General features: G+C 42.5%; 13 protein-coding genes and 1 pseudogene. 6 read left to right on the top strand and 8 right to left on the bottom strand.

Features of this window, described 5'->3' with window-relative positions:
* Positions 1-27: 27 nt before the first annotated feature.
* Both IGI66_RS15715 and IGI66_RS15710 read right to left on the bottom strand, forming a co-directional pair.
* A complete protein-coding gene (locus IGI66_RS15715; RefSeq protein ID WP_431380922.1) occupies positions 28-1,047 on the bottom strand; it encodes a LacI family DNA-binding transcriptional regulator in 1,020 nt (339 codons plus the stop codon).
* Between the two features lie 140 nt (positions 1,048-1,187).
* Entirely contained in the window at positions 1,188-1,943 is a 756-nt protein-coding gene (locus IGI66_RS15710; RefSeq protein WP_314574944.1) for an alpha/beta fold hydrolase, read from the bottom strand.
* A gap of 250 nt (positions 1,944-2,193) precedes the next feature.
* On the opposite strand from IGI66_RS15710, the gene IGI66_RS15705 reads away from it, so the two are divergent.
* Positions 2,194-2,592: a helix-turn-helix domain-containing protein gene (locus IGI66_RS15705; RefSeq protein WP_086304833.1), complete on the top strand. Its 399-nt coding sequence runs from the start codon at positions 2,194-2,196 to the stop codon at positions 2,590-2,592.
* A gap of 12 nt (positions 2,593-2,604) precedes the next feature.
* Positions 2,605-2,931: a hypothetical protein gene (locus IGI66_RS15700; protein WP_431380924.1), complete on the top strand. Its 327-nt coding sequence runs from the start codon at positions 2,605-2,607 to the stop codon at positions 2,929-2,931.
* 30 nt (positions 2,932-2,961) lie between these two features.
* Here the strand turns inward: IGI66_RS15700 and IGI66_RS15695 are convergent, their stop codons facing one another.
* Complete coding sequence (locus IGI66_RS15695) at positions 2,962-4,038, bottom strand: bifunctional transcriptional activator/DNA repair enzyme AdaA (RefSeq protein ID WP_438849526.1); 1,077 nt, start codon at positions 4,036-4,038, stop codon at positions 2,962-2,964.
* A gap of 214 nt (positions 4,039-4,252) precedes the next feature.
* Between IGI66_RS15695 and xerS the strand changes: the two genes are divergently transcribed.
* The gene (gene xerS, locus IGI66_RS15690) at positions 4,253-5,362 is read left to right on the top strand and encodes a tyrosine recombinase XerS (protein WP_010779259.1); all 1,110 of its coding nucleotides are present in this window, start codon (positions 4,253-4,255) and stop codon (positions 5,360-5,362) included.
* Positions 5,363-5,430: 68 nt separating this feature from the next.
* On the opposite strand, the gene IGI66_RS15685 is transcribed toward xerS, so the two are convergent.
* The 5 genes from IGI66_RS15685 to IGI66_RS15665 form a co-directional block, all read right to left on the bottom strand.
* On the bottom strand, positions 5,431-7,905 hold the full coding sequence (locus IGI66_RS15685; protein WP_438849525.1) for a LuxR C-terminal-related transcriptional regulator: 2,475 nt from the start codon (positions 7,903-7,905) through the stop codon (positions 5,431-5,433).
* 157 nt (positions 7,906-8,062) lie between these two features.
* Positions 8,063-10,888 (bottom strand): leucine-rich repeat protein, encoded by a 2,826-nt coding sequence (locus IGI66_RS15680; protein ID WP_438849524.1) that lies wholly within the window; start codon positions 10,886-10,888, stop codon positions 8,063-8,065.
* A gap of 833 nt (positions 10,889-11,721) precedes the next feature.
* Positions 11,722-12,417 carry a DUF4767 domain-containing protein gene (locus IGI66_RS15675; protein ID WP_431380929.1) on the bottom strand — a complete coding sequence of 232 codons (696 nt, stop codon included), beginning with the start codon at positions 12,415-12,417 and terminating at the stop codon, positions 11,722-11,724.
* Between the two features lie 206 nt (positions 12,418-12,623).
* Positions 12,624-13,340 (bottom strand): alpha/beta hydrolase, encoded by a 717-nt coding sequence (locus IGI66_RS15670; protein WP_438849522.1) that lies wholly within the window; start codon positions 13,338-13,340, stop codon positions 12,624-12,626.
* A 195-nt stretch (positions 13,341-13,535) separates the two neighbouring features.
* Positions 13,536-14,303, bottom strand: a complete 768-nt coding sequence (locus IGI66_RS15665) for a GNAT family N-acetyltransferase (RefSeq protein ID WP_438849521.1) — start codon at positions 14,301-14,303, stop codon at positions 13,536-13,538.
* A gap of 232 nt (positions 14,304-14,535) precedes the next feature.
* On the opposite strand from IGI66_RS15665, the gene IGI66_RS15660 reads away from it, so the two are divergent.
* From IGI66_RS15660 to IGI66_RS15650, 3 genes and pseudogenes are all read left to right on the top strand, one after another.
* Positions 14,536-16,293, top strand: a complete 1,758-nt coding sequence (locus IGI66_RS15660; RefSeq protein ID WP_438849520.1) for a CocE/NonD family hydrolase — start codon at positions 14,536-14,538, stop codon at positions 16,291-16,293.
* A 63-nt stretch (positions 16,294-16,356) separates the two neighbouring features.
* Positions 16,357-17,244: a LysR substrate-binding domain-containing protein gene (locus IGI66_RS15655; protein WP_438849519.1), complete on the top strand. Its 888-nt coding sequence runs from the start codon at positions 16,357-16,359 to the stop codon at positions 17,242-17,244.
* Between the two features lie 24 nt (positions 17,245-17,268).
* A pseudogene (locus IGI66_RS15650) lies at positions 17,269-17,523 on the top strand (type II toxin-antitoxin system death-on-curing family toxin); the annotation flags it as partial.
* Positions 17,524-17,584 lie beyond the last annotated feature (61 nt).

Here is a 17,584-nt window from a genome sequence, read left to right as displayed (position 1 = left end):
GAACTTTTTTTAAAGTCCTCTTGATGCTTATTTTTTGGGCACAAAACTTTCACGTACCACTAATTTTGAAGGAAAGGTCATTATGACCGGTTCCTGCCGTTCATCTTCAATTCGTTCTTTTGCCAAACGTACCGCGGCTTTCGCGATTTCTTGGGCGCTGATGTGCACGGTCGTCAAGCTGGGTGTAAGAAATTCAGCAATTTCAATATCATCAAAGCTGGCGACATCGATCTCCTCGCCCACTGTAATGTTCGCGGACTGTAAGGAACGGTAAACACCGACCGACAGTGGATCGCTGCCGACTAAAAGCGCGGTCGGAAGTTCTTCCTCGGAAGCCAACCACTCATCCATCAATCGTTTTCCCTCAAGCGGTTCCCACAAGCCGAGTTTTGCTTGCTTTTTCAATCCATTAGCCGACATAAATTCTTGATAGGCTCGGAAGCGTTTCTCATTTTCAGTATAAATTTTTTCGCCAGCTTCATTGATCTCAATCGTCACACCGCCAATGTACCCGATCCGTCGATGGCCCTTTTCATAGAAAAGCTGCAACACACGTTTTGTCATTCGTTCGAAGTCCGCATAAACCATGTCCACTTCAAGATTGATATCCGGGTTATCCAGCACGACGATATTTTTATTTTGTTTACTTAACCGTTTCACTGCGCTTTCTGAGACCGTCCCGACAATAATGATCGCCCCCAGCTTGTCAAAGTCCTGCCACGTCTTAGGATTGTCTTCCAGATTATAGACACGATTCAATCCTAAATGGAGACGACGAGCTTCTTGCTCTAAGCCGATCCGCAGACCATTGAAATAAGGATCATCCAATTCCTTTTGCCGACTGGTGGTCGTGATCACACCGATCGAAGGCAGCCGACGCTTGATGTATTTACGCTTGTCTATATCGTAATTCAATTCTTTGATTGCTTGATAAATGCGTTCCTTTGTCGAATCGGTAACCGACAATGTTGGATCATTATTCAATACTCTCGAAACAGCTCCCGGACTCACTCCGGCTCGTCTCGCTACATCACGAATTCCTACCATGTATGTTCACCTCGATTGTTTACTAAACAATAACTGGGATTCTAAGATTCGTCAACCGCTTTTAACGATCCGTTTAAGCAAAACAAATAAAAAAGCCCCTTGAACTGGCGAGAACGGTGGCCAGCTCAAGGGACTTTTCGTTAACTATACTGAGTAATAAATTGGTGAATGGTTTCAGCTACTTCCTCTGCACTCGTTCCGATCGCCGGGTGCCCAGGATTTTCAAAAATCTTAAATTCCCCCTTCACCACTTCACCAACGATTGCTTGGTATTCTCTTTCAATATTTGGACGAATCGTTCCATCCTTTTTGGTTGCTGTTAGAAGCAGCGGGGCCTGCAATATTTGCAGCGAGTCGAAGAACAGCTCTCTTCTGGAAATAATCATTCGCCACAAACAATCGGTGTCCCTTTCGACGACTTCTTTCCAATCGTCTCCAATACACCAATGATAAAATTCGGAGGCTTCTGGATCAGCCATTGTAGAGGAGCGTTCAGCCAGCAATGCTTCATCAAAACCATCATGGAAGGTGCGGCCGTCAAAACTATCCGCTGTGACTGTCGCGATCAGATCTGGTCTGAGAAATGCTGCATTGATTGCTACCCAGGCACCTCCACTCGTCCCAACAAGGTTGGCTTCTTTGATAGCCAAATGTTCCAGCAATGCAATGGTTTGACGCGCTTCCTCTTTCCAGAGCTCTACAGGAAATTTTTTCAAACGGTCCGAACGCCCGTAACCTAAAAAATCAATCAAGATCACTTGAAAATCCTTATAAAGAGGCAGCATAGGTTTGAACAACTTTGAGGACGAAGTATTTCCATGCAAAAAAACAAGCGGCTTTCCATCTCCTTGTGTTTCATAAAAGATTTTCTTTCCATTATAGCTAAAGAAACTCACTGCAATCCCTCCTTAAAACGTCATACATTTGTTCTAAGTATAACAAGTATCCCGTGAGATAGCAGTGGCTCCTCTGGATAATAACTTTAGATAATATAAAATAAATGGATTGGACATTTACCTCAAACTATGTTTTTTCAGCGAAACAACGCCTTATTGGTCAATGTAAAAGCATTTTTACCCGCTTTTTCTAGTGATTCGACAGCATTTGTTTTATGCTAGAAAAAAGAAAACGAATAGAGGGCTTACGATGGAGATTGGTCAACGCTTAAAAGTACGTCGAAAGGAATTGGACCTGACGCAGGATTATGTTGCTTCCGTTTTAGGGATCACCCGGCAAACCATGTCCAATTGGGAGAACGGACGGAGCTATCCAGATATTGAACGAATCATTCGCTTGTCTGATGTTTATAACTTGTCCTTGGATGAGCTGCTGAAAGGAGATCAAGAAATGGTGAAGCATTTACAAGAAAGTACGGTCGTGAATCACTTTTTAAAAATTTTTATTGCGATGCTTTGTATCAATGGCTTATTGATGGTGGTCCTACTTTTTACCCCCTCTATGAGTGACGGCTTTGTTCTATCTATTTTCGCATTGATCGGTATCAACACCCTCAGTCTTTTCTATCTGATCGTCAAAAAAATTTAGGAGGAGTTCTTTATGAATGCTATCGGGATACTTATCATTTTAAGCGTGCTGTTCGTAATTGCCGCTTTCTCGTTGTTTTACTATGTTTTTTCATTGGTCCTATTGGATGCCAAAAGCCGAGGGATCAAAAATCCCAAGTTTTGGTCTCTCGTTGCGGCCGGAGGACAGCACGGCGAAGGGCTGCTGCTGTATCTTTTCAATCGACGAAAGACTGTCAGTAACATGACGGACACTGAATCGGCGCGCTTTCTTCAGCTTAAAAAGAAAATTTACTATTTAATGGCGGTGGACCTTTTCCTTTTCTTAGCCGCTGTGATTGCCCTCATGCGCTTCACGTAAAAAACGAGCGAATCCAAATCCGCTCGTTTTTTAGCTCAATGAACGGTCATCCCGCCCAACCTGTCTTTCCTTTTTCTCCAGATCCAGCAAATATTGCTTCCGTTCCAATCCTCCGGCATAGCCCGTCAAGTTTCCATTACTGCCGATCACACGATGGCAAGGGATAACGATAGCGATCTTGTTTAATCCATTTGCCCGTCCTACCGCCCGCACCTTGTTCTTATCCCCTAAACGTATCGCGATTTCTTGATAGCTTAGTGTCTCACCACAGGGGATCGTCTCCAGCATCCGCCATACCTCTTGTTGGAATGGCGAGCCGTCGTAAAACAAAGGCAACGAGAATTCTGTGCGATCCCCAGCAAAATACTCGGTTAATTGACGCGTCACTTCTTGACTGACCACAGTCTGTCCGTAGATGATGCGAAAATTGTATTTTTCCCGCAATCCCTCTATTTCCTTTTCCAAACCACGTCGGTCTTCAAACTCCAATAAATAGAGATACGCGTCATCGGTCAAACAAAGCATCCGACCGATCGGTGTGGAAATAAAGGAAGCATTCAACGGACGTGCGGTGGTCTTTTTTACGGGATTCCCCATAATTTTAGTAAACGCGTCATTGAACCCACTGGCTGATTCGTACCCGGCTTCAAACTGTTGATCGATCACTCTGCTGCCGTGACTGATTTCTTTGAAGGCCAGTCCCATCCGTCGTGCCCGCGCGTATTGCACGAAGGTCATGTTGTAAATAGTTTTGAATTTACGACGAGCGGTCGCTGAATTCAATCCGATCGCTGAAAAATCTGCTTCCTTCCAACGCTTCTCTGGATGCCGTTCGACTTCATTTACCAACAATTGCACCTCCTCAGGGATCGCTTGAGGAAATGAGAGCGGCTGACAAATTTTACAAGGCCGATAGCCTGACAACAATGCTTCCTCTGCCGACGAATAAAACTCGCAGTTTTCATAGTTAGGCTTTCGTGCAGTGCATGTCGGGTGGCAAAAAATCCCGGTTGTTTTTATTCCGGCAAAAAAGATGCCGTCGTATTTTTGGTCTCTGGTTTTTAAAGCTTGGTAGTATTCTTCTCGTTTTTTATCTGACGTAATCATGAGTAACGCCCCCCTCTTATTTCTTTTAGTATACGCGCCTGGGCAGATGGATACTTTCGAAAAATGAACAACTATTTCTTTTTTTGATTTTATAAAATAACTAATTCGTTTAATAGAGCATCACTTATAAAATAACTATCTGACATAAAATAACTGTCGTTTGACACCAGAAAAACTCTATCTTATACTTTTAGTTATAAAGGAGCTGGCACGGATGAATCAACAAGAAGCCAATCGACGAATGGAAGAGGAAATTCAATTTTTCCCTTGGTTCGTTCAAAATTATTTTCGCAAAAAAAGCGGCGATCAATACTCCTCCATCACCTTGTACGAGTACGCCAAAGAATACCGACGGTTTTTGAATTGGCTGATTCAAGAAGGCTTTTCATCTGCCGAAACGCTTTCGGAAGTCACTTTAGCGGAATTTTCTGCTTTGTGGCCGGAAGATTTGGAGTTTTACAAAGCCCACCTTGTCAAAGCGCCCAAAATTCTGAAAGAATCCACCAAAAAACGCTTGGAAGAAAGCGAGCAATCCCTGCCTTTGCGCCAAAATGCGACGGTCCAACGGGGAGTCACTGCGTTGCGCTCGCTGTTCAACTATTTGAATGAAGCCATTGATCGTCATACAGGAAAACCTTATCTTGAACACAATATGATGGGAAAAGTCGCAAATGTCAAGGATAACAAAACCATGGCTGAGCGTGGCGCGGCCATTGAGAAAAAACTTTTTCTAGATGAAGAAGCCCTCGATTTTCTGGATTTCGTTGACCAGCGGTACATAGAGACTTTAGAAACACGGCAAGCCATCACCGCCTTCAAAAAAAATCAGCTCCGTGATCTCGCCATCATTGGACTCTTTCTTGGGACTGGGATGCGTTTATCGGAGCTAGTGAACATGAATGTACAGGATCTCGACCTTCACACAGGAGAAGCACGGGTCTATCGAAAAGGCGGAAAATGGGACATGGTCGTCATTTCTTCCATCGCCATCGACTATTTGACAGAATATCTAGCTCAACGGGAGCAGCTCTATCATCCAGATGAAAATGAAACGGCGCTCTTTTTAACACGTTACCGCGGCAAAGCCAAACGCATCGCCAGCGGTGCGGTGGAAGCCATGGTGGGAAAATATTCAGAAGCCTTCAAAATCAAGATTTCGCCCCATAAACTGCGGCACTCAGTCGCCACACAGCTATACAGCAAAACAAATTCACTGGTCCAAGTCGCAGAACAGCTCGGACAATCAGGCACCTCGGCGACGACTGTCTACACCCATATCGCGGGCAAGAAAAAACGCGATGCGATGAATGATTTGTGGTCGTAAATCAACAAAGAAAAAAAGCATAGGAGCGTCGTCTCCTATGCTTATTTCGTATCCAAATGTATGGGAGGTTACAGTAATCGATTTTGTTCGGCAATTCGGATCGCCTCTATTCGATTCGAAACGCCTAAGTCATTATAGATATTTTTTATGTGACTATGGACCGTATGAATGGATAGTTCCTTCTTTTCGGCAATTTCCTCTGACGTGAGGCCTTCTGCCAAATCTTTGAGAATCTCCAGCCTGCGTGGGGTTAAGCGCAAGGAATTTTTTTCGGCAACTTTTTGCTTGCGTATTTTTGATACCCGTTTGGCGAGGGTGGTCGCTTTTGCACCAACTAGTCGCAACCATTCAGGATCAAATGCCTCTGGGGCTTTTTCCTGTGCGACATGAATCAAATGACGCATGTCTTCTTCCCACTCGATCAGCGGTGTGATAATGTTGTTTCCATGAGTCATGTGGTATACCGCTTCTAAATCAGCAATGGCTAAATCGTGTTCATTCATTTTCAAATACGTGATCGCTCGAAACGTTTTTGCATACATCACGTCCATCCAAAGCCCCTTGTAATTGCTGTAGTACCTTTCAAGATAATTCAGTAGGGCAAGTGCTTCGTCATAGCGGTTCTTTTGAATGAGGTATTTTGCTTGAGGAAAACCATTTCTGGCCAATTCCCATTTCGCCCCTTTTTCTATGTCATTTTTGACCACCCGCGTGGGGACATCATCTGGGGAGTGGAGATACAAGGCGAGCCAACTAGCCATCCGCGCTTGAAAACCGTTGTATTGGTACAGTTCCTGCTCTTGAATCAATCGAGTCACTGCCGTTAATTGCGATTCAGCTTCTGATAGTTCTCCTTTTAGCAGTTCCGTTCGCATCAAGAAATGACGGACCAATAGCATCGATTCATAAAGCTGTTCGCTTTCAGCCGCATGCAATAGTTCCAGCAAAAGTATCTTTGCTTGTTTCAAGTCATACTGAAAATAGGCGATCTCAGCTTGACAAAAAACATCTGCATGGATGTCTAATCCACCTAAAATAGTTGTAATATACGAATTGAGTGTGCGGAACACCTGCTTTGCGTGTTCTATTTGATCAGGAACCCCCTCTTCATAGCACGGGAAACGAGCCCAAGGCGCTTTGAGAATGACTGGTACCGGCTTATTCCAATGCTTCATGCCCTCCGGCAAGTATATACTGGCAAGTCGTGTATGCTCTAAAAAACTTTCGTCTCCCCCCAAGCGATCGTTTTGAGCCAACATGTGATACGCATCGCCTAAGACCGTCTTATCTTCGAAATCCTCTGATTCAAGCCGTTTTATCAAAGTTGTCAGCCGATTATCCGACTCATGGACTTTTCCAATAGAGAGTAACAACCAAATGTTTTGGAGCTCTGCTCTCGGGTACTCCTCGAAATATCTTTTGGGGATCTTCTCAGAGTGATCATAGAGAAATTTTGCTTGCGAATACTCTGTAAAAGGTGTCAGCATACGCCAAATCAATGCGACTACTTGGTCATATTGGCGGCTTTCGACAAACATCGTCAGCGCCTCTTCGTCTCTTTCTCGCTTCAAAAAAACCTCTGCAGCTTTTTGATAAAAAGAACGTGTTTCCTCTTGATCTATAAGAGTTTGCCGGGCCTTTAAGAAGTCTCTATAAGCGGTTTGAAGAGTGTACACATCATTTTTATAATCATAGGTAATGAGTGGATGCTTCTTCAGCATGGCAACAACCGCTTCATCGTACAACTCAAACAATTCTGGGGGAATCACATCCAGTAACGCCAATTGTATGAGGCTTCTTTTTTGGTTAAGAGGATACTCCTGGAAAAATTGTGTATGGAATAACTGTAGCAATACATCCTGACTTTGTTGCATGATTTCTTCAGAATCGCGGCAGCTCTTTGCCAGCATATACAAAGGTAACGGCCATCCTTGCCATCTCTCTGATAATTTTGCCAGTTGTTCCGTTGTTAAAGAAAGGGCATTTGCGTGAAATAAATCCGCAGTCTCCCCCTCTGTCAGTCGCAGATTTGTTTTATCAATAGAGAAGTAATCGATAGTACTCCGTATGCAAAGGCTATGAAGGTCGCTTTTTTGATTTGAGAGAATTACCAGACAAAGGTTTGAAAAATCGCTCTCAACGAGACTCTCATACAAAAAGCGGACATTTTCCTCTTCTAAAATGCTGTAGTCATCAATCACGAAGACACTTCGCTGCGTCTCTAAAGACGCTGCTTCGATCAGCTCGATTAACTCTGCGATTTGTCCCAGCGTCGTGGGGGTTTCCAATTTAGAAAACGCATCGGAATGATTAGGCATGAGTTTCTTCAATGACTGCGTTAATTTCTTCCAATTAAAAAACAAATGATTGTCCATTCTCCGTAAACGAAGCCAAGCATGATTGTAGATGCCTTTTTCCAAAAATGCTTCCAAAAGTTCACTTTTTCCATATCCAGGACCTGCTTCTATTAGAACAATAGGGGATCTAACCGCTTGTTCGAATAGGTCATTCATTCTTTGCGAGTGGCTATTTGCTGCTTCCACCTTTAGCACCTCCCAGCGTTTGTGTTATTTATTTTATCATAATAAATAACACAATACACGCCATTTTCGTTTTTTGGTCTCCCTCTTAAATCTCGCAAATTCCAGTTATGGACACTGTAGATAGATCGCTACGAATTCTTCAGGTGAAACTCAGCGATCATTTCTTCTTTTTATTGAAAAAATACCATACGACCACACCGCTCATCCCTGCCGTCCAACAAATGAAAGCACCTATCGAGAAGGAAGAGCGTCCGAATCCGCCAGTATTCGGCAGCGCCCCTTTATAGGCATGATTGACAACTCCAAGAAATCCAGTAAATTCGCCTTCTTTGATCGATTCAAATGCTGGAGGAAACTCGCCACTCGGCCCTTTTATCGGTTCCATTTTATTGTCCTTGATCCATCCATTCTCATCAAAAGTAAATCGCCATTGGCCATCTGGCTGCCGATAACTGCTTGGCGTCTTCGTCTCCACTAGTTGGTAATGGGAATCCTTCCCATAAGGTACATTGAAATCAACCCGGCCATTTTCTTGACTGCTATTCACAGCAAGGAGCGTCCATTTGCCTTCTGTAAGAGTCGTTGTTGTCACTAAGTCGTCGTTTGCAGGAACACCTTGTCCACTCCATTGATAAAGACTAAACTCCGCATCTTTCAGTCCCTCTTCCTCTGACGTTTGCTTAATAAAACTCCACTCATAGCCAAGGTATTTCCATTTTCCAACAAAGGTAACATCGGCACTTGCGATCGTTTTTTGATTGGCATCCCAGCCGACAAATTCCCACCATTGGCCATTTTTTGTTCGAAGGGTGGTTTTTGCCACATCAGTCACAGCGATCGTCTCATGATCTCCGAAGCCTCCTTTCGATCCTGGCAACAGTTCTTTGATTTCTTCCGGCAGCTCCTTACCGGTGAATGATGCATTTTCAAACGTATGATGCGCCAAATAACGAACCAGCTCTGGCTGCTTCACCGAAAATATGCTATTGTCCTCCGCCTGTAATGAATCATTGGTGGGAAGAACCCCGCTGGTAGAAAGCGCCGTTCCAGCTTTCAGTTTTACTTTTAGTTTCATCGTATGAAGGACACCTTGTTCACAGCCGCCTAAATCCCAGCTTATTTTCCCAGCGGATGTGCTTGCGGTTCCTCCATCTTCAGAAATACTGATTGCATCGCTCTCTTCTGATAGCTCAAAGTCTTTAGATAACACATCTTCAAGTTTTATTTCTAACGGTACGGCTGAATTAACCACATCTTCTAAGACGTCTTCCATGATCTTTTCGAAGGCTGCGCTGTCTTTTGCTAAATAAGCCGTCTTATTATCGTAGGAAATATTTTCCAGATTTTTCCTTCGTTCATTCTCATCACCGGTCCCATAAATACCGATCGGATAGACCCGGTGACCACGGTCCCTTAGGATTTTTGCTTGATTCAATCCGTGAATATCTCCAGTCCCTTCTGGCAACCCATCACTGATAAATATAACAACAGGAATTCGTCCCGGCTTTTGGTATTCTTCTATCGTGTCTATCGCTCCTTGAAGGCCGGCAGAATAATTTGTCTGATTGTAGGTAGTTGCTGGATTGTCATATAGAAATTCTTTTATACCATGTGCGTCATCTGAAAAATTGGTTCGAAATAGATACCTTTCTCCCCCGCCAAAGGCCGTCAATGCCACTTGGTTATCATAGCCAGATTGCGAACTGTTTAGTAAAATATTTGTCGCGCCATTCACCACATCGTTGGTCAAAAAAGAACGCGGGTATTTGTAGTTTTCTTGATCGATCGTGCCCACTGCATCGGCCGAATTCAGCATTGAACCACTATGATCCAATACAAAAACAACATCCAGTTTTGCTTGACGGTCAAAACTGCTGCCATAATCGATCCGAATTTCAGCTTCTGTGCGATCCTTGTCTAACCATTTCGCTGCTTTGTGCAGGGTCGTTTTATCATTCGAACTATCTACAGCACTTTCATATCCCTTGATTTCTTCTGTGACTGGCGGAGGAACGCTGACTAAACTTGGCAGCTGTCCATCCATTTCAAGCACGGTTTTGTGCTGCAATCGTTTGAATCGAGGACCATCCCAGATTAAGAACGCTTGGTTCCCGATTTCTCTGACACTGTCGGGAAGAATAATCGAAGTGCCGGCTAGTTTTTTGCACGTACGAAAGGCATCCTTTCCAATCGTTTTTACCACTGAATGGCTTCCAAATTCCAAGCCAGATAGTTCAAAACAATCCCAAAACGCCCCCTCGCCAATCGTCGTTAACTTCTTGCAGTTTGTAAAATCAAGCGCCGTTTTGATTTTTGTACAGCCATAAAAAGCTTGCTTGCCGATTTCTTCCAGATTCTCCGAATTAGAAAAATCAATGCCAGTGATTTTTTCATTCGTCTTGCCATTTGCTGAATGACTGAAGGCATTATCCGCTATCTTCGTTACTCGATAAACAACCTCTTGATATCTGGCATTCGCAAAGAGTCTGTAATCGCCAGTCACGCTTTTGCCATCCACGAGTACGGCGGTGCCATCGGAATACAGATGATACTTTACGCCTGCACTTCCAGTAATTTCCACCACAAAGTCGGCAGTTGAACTCGCTCTATACGTATTTTTCTTTGGTCCTATCTCCTGTTCTTCCCCATCGTCGATCGTCTCGTCCTTCTTCTGATCTTTTGATTCTGAGGTTTTGTTTGCCGGATTTTTTTCTTTTACAGTATCCTTTTCCTTTCCTTCGCTGGAGGAGGGGACTGTTTTATCTGATTCTCTTATGCTTTCTGTTTGAGCCTCTTTTGATTGAACCATCGAACTGTTCTCTGCGGACTTCTCTATCGATCCTGTGCTCGATTCCGTACTAGTGATTTCATTTGCCAAGGCTTTTCCGTAACTTAAATTGGCAATTTGTAAAAAGACAAGCACTCCGATCAAGAGTACGCGGCATACTACATTTTTCCTTTTTTTCTTTCTTGCGTTATTCAATTTCGTCACCTTCTTTTTGTAATCCTTTCAGTAAGGCCAGTATAATTCATAAAAAAAACGCACTCTTCACTATAATTAATGCTCTTAATTAGTGAAGGATGCTGAAAACACTGTTACAACAATGCTTTCACGATACGAAAATTAACTACCCTTTTTCTTAATAATTTTTAACCGATAATAATAGTTTTTAAGGAGAAAATAGTGAATACCTAATGGTGAATGGAAAGACAATCTGTTTTGTGGTAAATGATAAATAGTCAAGATGGGGGAATGCTAGAGAGGATGTTAACAGATTGAACGTTCCAATCTGATTGAACAAAAAACACAAGAAAACCGATATCAAATAAGTTTTTTGTTTTTTTAGTTATTTGGCAGCTTCTTGAGGTCTTTGATATCAGCGATCTTGTCAGTGCTTTGAGAAATGGATGGGGATCTTGTGCCTCTGTTTAAACCACTTAGAAGACTTTTTCATTTGAGTACATTTTCATACCAACATTATTATTGAGGTGGATCAGTCACTCCTTGATTTTAAAATGCATCGTATATTCCACATCTACCGGTAAGATGACTTTCTCTAAGGTTCGCATGATCCGTCAGTTCCTTTACTGATAAAACCTTTTTAGTGATTTTGATAATTCGTACATCACCAGCGTTTAAAAAATGAATCTATCCACCAAATGATGCCGAAATAACTAAGCCGCGATCTGAGAAACAAGGTTGGCTATATTTAGCGATCAGTGCTATTTTTTTAGGAATGGAGAGTTTGTGTGGATAAAAAAAACCTCTTAAAAAGAGGCTTTGAGTGAATGCAGCTTTCATTTAGTTAAACGTGGCTACTCCGATACATTCCCAGCGACGATCCCTTGAAACCCATTGGTCAAAGCCGCATTCTCTGTCAGACGGAAATGCAGAGCACCATCGGGCATCCCTTGATTTTGCATGGAGACTAGCACGACCGGCTGATCATTGGTAAAGCCAAAGAGATAGACGTGCCGGCTCATACTCGCTTTGGGTGATCCCGTCTGCGCATCTGAATAAGCAGCGACGATACTGTAATCCGCAGAAGACTCGCCTGTTTCGGACCATTCACTAGAAACGATGATATCATTTATGGCTATCGGCATTTTAGCATTCGCTCCGACCACTTCACTAGGAAATTGCACGCCGTAGTAATTCACATTATTGTTCGGCTGGTACGCGCCATAGGTTTGCCCCATCTCTTGTCCCCAACTAGTCATAAATGAGTCCAATTCACCTGATTTTTCAGCATTCCAGGCTGTTTCTGGCTCAGAAATGGTTTCACTTGTACTTTCCATTGATTGACTAGTCGAAACTCCCGTACTTGTCGATGACGTTGTACTAGTTGTACTGCTGGTTGTTATGTTTGATTGTTTAGTGGAAGACATAGTCGTAGAAATCGACGTTTGTGACGTACTGCTATTTTTAGTAGTCATATCCTCGCTTTTACTACACCCAGACAAGGCCAATAAACCTATTAAAACACCCATACTAATAACTGATTTTTTCATCTAATCGCTCCTCTAGCTTGATTTTTATAGGATTATAATAACAATAAACCCAATGAATCAGGAAGCTTTTTTTTATTCAATTAGAAAAAACTCGCACGTTCGTGTATTGTCTATCATTGTTATTTCATAGCAACGCAATGAAGGCATAAAAAATCCCTATTCTACTTAGAAACGGTTCTTTATTTCTAAATAGAATAAGGAATTTTTTATTTTATCGTATCTAACCATTGGATCAGCCGCTGTGCTACTTGCTGATTTTGATCGCTGATCGTAGACTTTCCATCTCCTTTTTGATGCCCATAAGCACCAAATCCAGCATGGTTTCCTCCAGCGATTTCTTGATCCTCTGTTGCCTCAGGTAAGTTCTTTTTGGCTTTCTGATAGGCTTCTTTATCCAAAACATGATCATTCTCACCAGTCAGAGACAGCACAGGAATTTCACTATCCGCTAAACGACCTTTCTCATCAGGATAACTCGCCAAGAAGAATACGCCTTTTAAGTTGTCAGAATGACCTTTCGCAAACCGACTAGCCATCACACCGCCTAATGAATGGCCCCCCATGATGAAGGGACGTTTCGGCTGTTCCTTAAGCACCTTTTCGCCACGATCCGGCGCAAGCACAGCCAAATCAAGCGGCATTTTCATGATATAAACGGGATAGCCCGCATCCGCCAACTCCTTCGCCCAGACACTGTAGCTTTTCGGTTCGACTAGCGCACCTGGGTAAAAAATAACCATTGGTTTTGACGTGTCTTTTGAAGGGAAGTAAAGCCACTCACTTGCCTGTTCTGCTTTTTCTGCCGTTTGCTTCGCATCGTTTGCTGGTGAATAGGTCTGTGATTTTAGGTACCCGATACCGCCGATCATCACGACAACGATTCCGATGAAAATAGCTAGAAGGATTTTTTTCCATTTTTTCACAATTATCGCTCCTTTCTATCGTTGCAATCATATCATCTTTGAGCGTTTTGCTACAATATGGAGGCCTTCAAGCCGTGTTGATGACGACTTATATTTTGTGTTGGCCTTTTGGAAACCATAGAGCCTCATGAAACAATTGATTCTTAATAAAACAAAAAGGTTCCCTCATTGAAAAATCAATGGAGAACCTTTTTGTCAACCTTGCTTATCGATAATCACCACGGGATATTCCGCTATTTTTGTAAAACCACATGCTTTTGCCGTTTTAATTGAGGGAACATTTTCTTTCCAGCAATCCCAATAAACAGCTAGTTTTCGTTTGCTTGCTTCATTTAAGAATAGCCTTACCATATTTGAGGCGATGCCTCTTCTTTGATATTCCTCACTCAGCTCGATCCCAATCGCAATTGATTTACTGCTTTGATATTCACTTGTACAAAATCCCTGCACTTTATCTTCTGCTAGGAATGCATAGCCAATACCTTCCTGCAAGAAAGAATCAAGATTGCTGTAGCTAGCCGTCTCGCTAACTTCCTCGATAATCATGCCCAAATTACTTATATCCGAACTCATCATTTCTTGGTCAATTGCCGCTACCCCTTCATATGTCGTTATTTCTTTTTGCACTGGTAAAACATAAAAAAGACTGCGAACATTTTCAAAAACAGAGGCAAAATTCGATTTGATCATTTTCGGAATCGCTAAAGCATCGTAGAAGATGATCACTATCTCTTGATCCGTCTCAGCGATGACAGAAGAAATTTCCTCTTCCCTGTTTTCAATATTTCCAGCTATCCAAATGTAGTGACCGAAGATCAGCAGGCACCATTTCGGGCGTTCGTTGTCGTCTGCAAAGATTTTGGCTAGTTGCGGGTTCTCCTCCACTGTATCAAGCATGTATTGCAATGGAGAAAATGAGAGCAGCTTTCTTATTTCAGGTGTAATAGTTTTATGTTGACGCATGGCGCTTTCCTCCTCTGCTTTCCATAAACTTCTTTCTTCTATTCTACCTTAAATTGCTTAGATAAATCCTAGTATTAGTAAATCTGAAGTGAACTCAACTTTAGCTATTCATTTTTTGCATAACTAAAAAAAAACAAAGTATGACTATCCAAATTCGGACTTTTACTTTCTTCAAAAGGACTCCTATAATTCGAACTGTTCAACAACTAGAAATGAAGTGGAGGAAAAGAATATGACCGCAAAAATTACAGATAAAATGAAATTTAGTCCAGCTTTTGAATACATTGATGATGGGATCGAACATGGTGTGCTTAGTCCCTTCGAAACCAAAGAAGTGATTTTAAAAAAAGGCGAGGTGATCGCAGAAGGCTTCAAGCCGTTATCTGGTGATATTCGGATGCTGAAGGATGTGCCCGTGAAATTACGCGATGGTGTGACGATTTACACCGATATTTATTTACCGGTAACAGTAGAAAAAGTTCCTGTTTTGATTGCTTGGAGCCCTTACGGAAAAAGCGCCGGAACTGCTCCACGTTATAAAAATTTATTCAATATGTTAGGCATGGGCAATCACTGGAATTCCGGTTTAACAAAATTTGAAGCACCAGATCCAGATTATTGGTGTGCTCATGGCTATGCAGTCTGCAATCCAGATATGCGAGGCATCGCTCATAGCGAAGGCAATACAACGATGCTCGGTTCACAAGAAGCCGAAGACGGTTACGATTTGATTGAATGGTTGGCAGCGCAAAATTGGAGCAACGGAAAAATTGCTCTGACAGGAACTTCTTACTTGGCCTTCTCCCAATGGTATATCGCAGCAGAACAGCCGCCTCACCTAACTTGTATCAATCCAACAGAAGGGTTGGCTGACGGTTATCGTGATCTAGCCTTTATTGGAGGCATTCCTGATAAAAATTTCATCGAGCGTCTGCAAGTCAACCATGTCAGTGCCACTGGCGCGCTGCGGGAAGATTTGACCAAGGAAATGGATGCTTATCCATTGGCAGATGCGGCGCTTTGGAAAGATAAAATGGCTGATCCAAGGAAGATCACTGTACCAGCATTCGTCATCGCCAGCTATTCAAACACGCTCCACACGATGGGCACCTTCCGTTCTTGGCGTACGCTAGGCTCAAAAGAAAAATGGCTTCGCATCCATGACCGTCAAGAATGGCCTTACTATTATGATGAAAAAAATATTGAAGAACTGCGCCGCTTCTTCGACTACTATTTACTTGGAAAAGAAAATGATTGGCTGGAAACACCAACGGTTCGTTACTCAATCCTTGATTTTCAAGGCGGCAATCAAACGGATATTTCAGCAGAAAGCTTTCCACCTGCTGCAAGTGAAACTAAACGCTATTACATGAACGGCCGCTTTCGTACGTTGCAAGAGAATCCTGAATTAGCAGATTTTCCAGTAAACTACACAGCCGAAGCTTTACCAGGAAGAACCTCTTTCCAAATGACCTTCGATCAAGCAACAACGTTCGTCGGTTATCCAAAAGCAAAGCTGTTCATGGAAGCGGATGGCTACGATGATATGGATGTCTTTGTTTGGGTACAAAAATTGGATAAATTCGGCAATGTATTAAGCGAATTTGTCGTGCCGAATCATGGAGCTGCCTTACAAGACTTTACCCAAGAAGGTGCTTCGGCGTTGCGCTATAAAGGGGCTTGGGGACGTCTGCGGGCATCGATGCGTCAGCTTGATGATCAGTTTTCAACGGATGAAATTCCTGCCTATCGCTTTGATTGTGTAGAAAAGCTTTCTCAAGGAGAAATCGTTGAACTGGATATTGTCTTGAGTCCCATGGGCTTAGCCTATGAAGCTGGAGAAACCTTAAGAGTCGTCGTAAGTACAAAAGATGAGCTCGGTTCTGTAATGCCCGGTACTCCTGGTGCTAAACCTGACAATCATGAAGCTCATATCCTGCATACTGGCGGCGAATATGCTTCATATCTGCAATTGCCTATTGTAAAATAATTGTGAAAAATCACTGATGACTTTATACTGACTACAGCTAGTATGATTGGATCGGAGGTCCGTATGAAGTTATCAAATTTGGAATACTTTGTGGAAGTCGCGACTGAAGGGAGTTTTACTAAGGCCTCTCAGAAACTATTTATTTCGCAACCCACTTTAAGCAGAAGAATCCAAGAACTAGAGGTCGAATTAGGTGTGGAACTATTTATTCGTACTAACCACGGTCTCGTCCTTTCGAATGCCGGCGAACAGTTCTTGACTGAAGCAAATGATGTCTTAAAGCAGGTCGAGCATTTGTCCCACATGTTCGATCAGCAAGAGGCTTCCGAAAAAGGAACACAGCTTCTACGCATCGGTTATCTGCCGAATTTCAATATGAGGAAAATGTACGACTTACTTGAGCATTTCAAAGTAGATCATCCGAATATAAAATTTTTATTGAAACAAGACACCCCGATGAACTTAACGGATGGTCTGACTAATGGCCAATATGATGTGGTCTTTAATCTAGCTACTTATTTTCAGCATAATGAGCCGATCGAAAAAATTCCCTTTATTCAAAATCGTTTACAGATCGCGGTACCGATTCATCATCCTCTGAGTCGTAAGAAGCAAGTTGATTTTGCGGATCTAAGTCAAGAGACGTTTATTTTATTAGAAAGACAACAATCACCGATCGTTGTTGATTACGTTGTCAGCCAATTTATCCATTATGGCTTCAATGTCAAAGCAAATTCTTATGTGAAGGATCTTGATGCCGGTCTAGCGAAGGTTTCAGTTGGTGAAGGTTTGGCTTTCCTCTATTCGGGGATGAATGATGGCTCGCTGGAAGACAAGTATCATATTAAGATCATTGATTTAAAAAACGATGACACTGATCAAACGATTGTTGCAGCATTCGATAAAGAAAATAAAAATGAGTATCTCCGAGAACTAGTATCAGATGAATAAACATTTGAGACCTTCGTATATATGGTGTATCCTTCGATTTACGAAAAAGCGGCCATTCTGATGATTCAACTGATAAAGAAGCATCCGTTTCACAATGCGAACAACCGGACAGCCTTAATGTCTGCTTTAGTATTTTTACGGATCAATGGGTATTCGTTTGTTCTGCCGCAGCAAGATGAAGTTGATCTGGTCATTTATATCGCTACTTTTTCCGGAGATTTTGATCAGCTTGAGGACGATGTTTCTAAGGTCATCAAATTGACTACCCGCAACCTATGAAACTATTTTTAATAACTGCTAAGGAAAATCTGTAAAAGATTTTCCTTTTTTATTTTCCCCC

The sequence above is a fragment of the Enterococcus sp. AZ048 genome, from assembly GCF_051715125.1.
Taxonomy (GTDB): domain Bacteria; phylum Bacillota; class Bacilli; order Lactobacillales; family Enterococcaceae; genus Enterococcus_A; species Enterococcus_A gilvus.
This window is presented reverse-complemented; position numbering and strand designations above follow the sequence as displayed.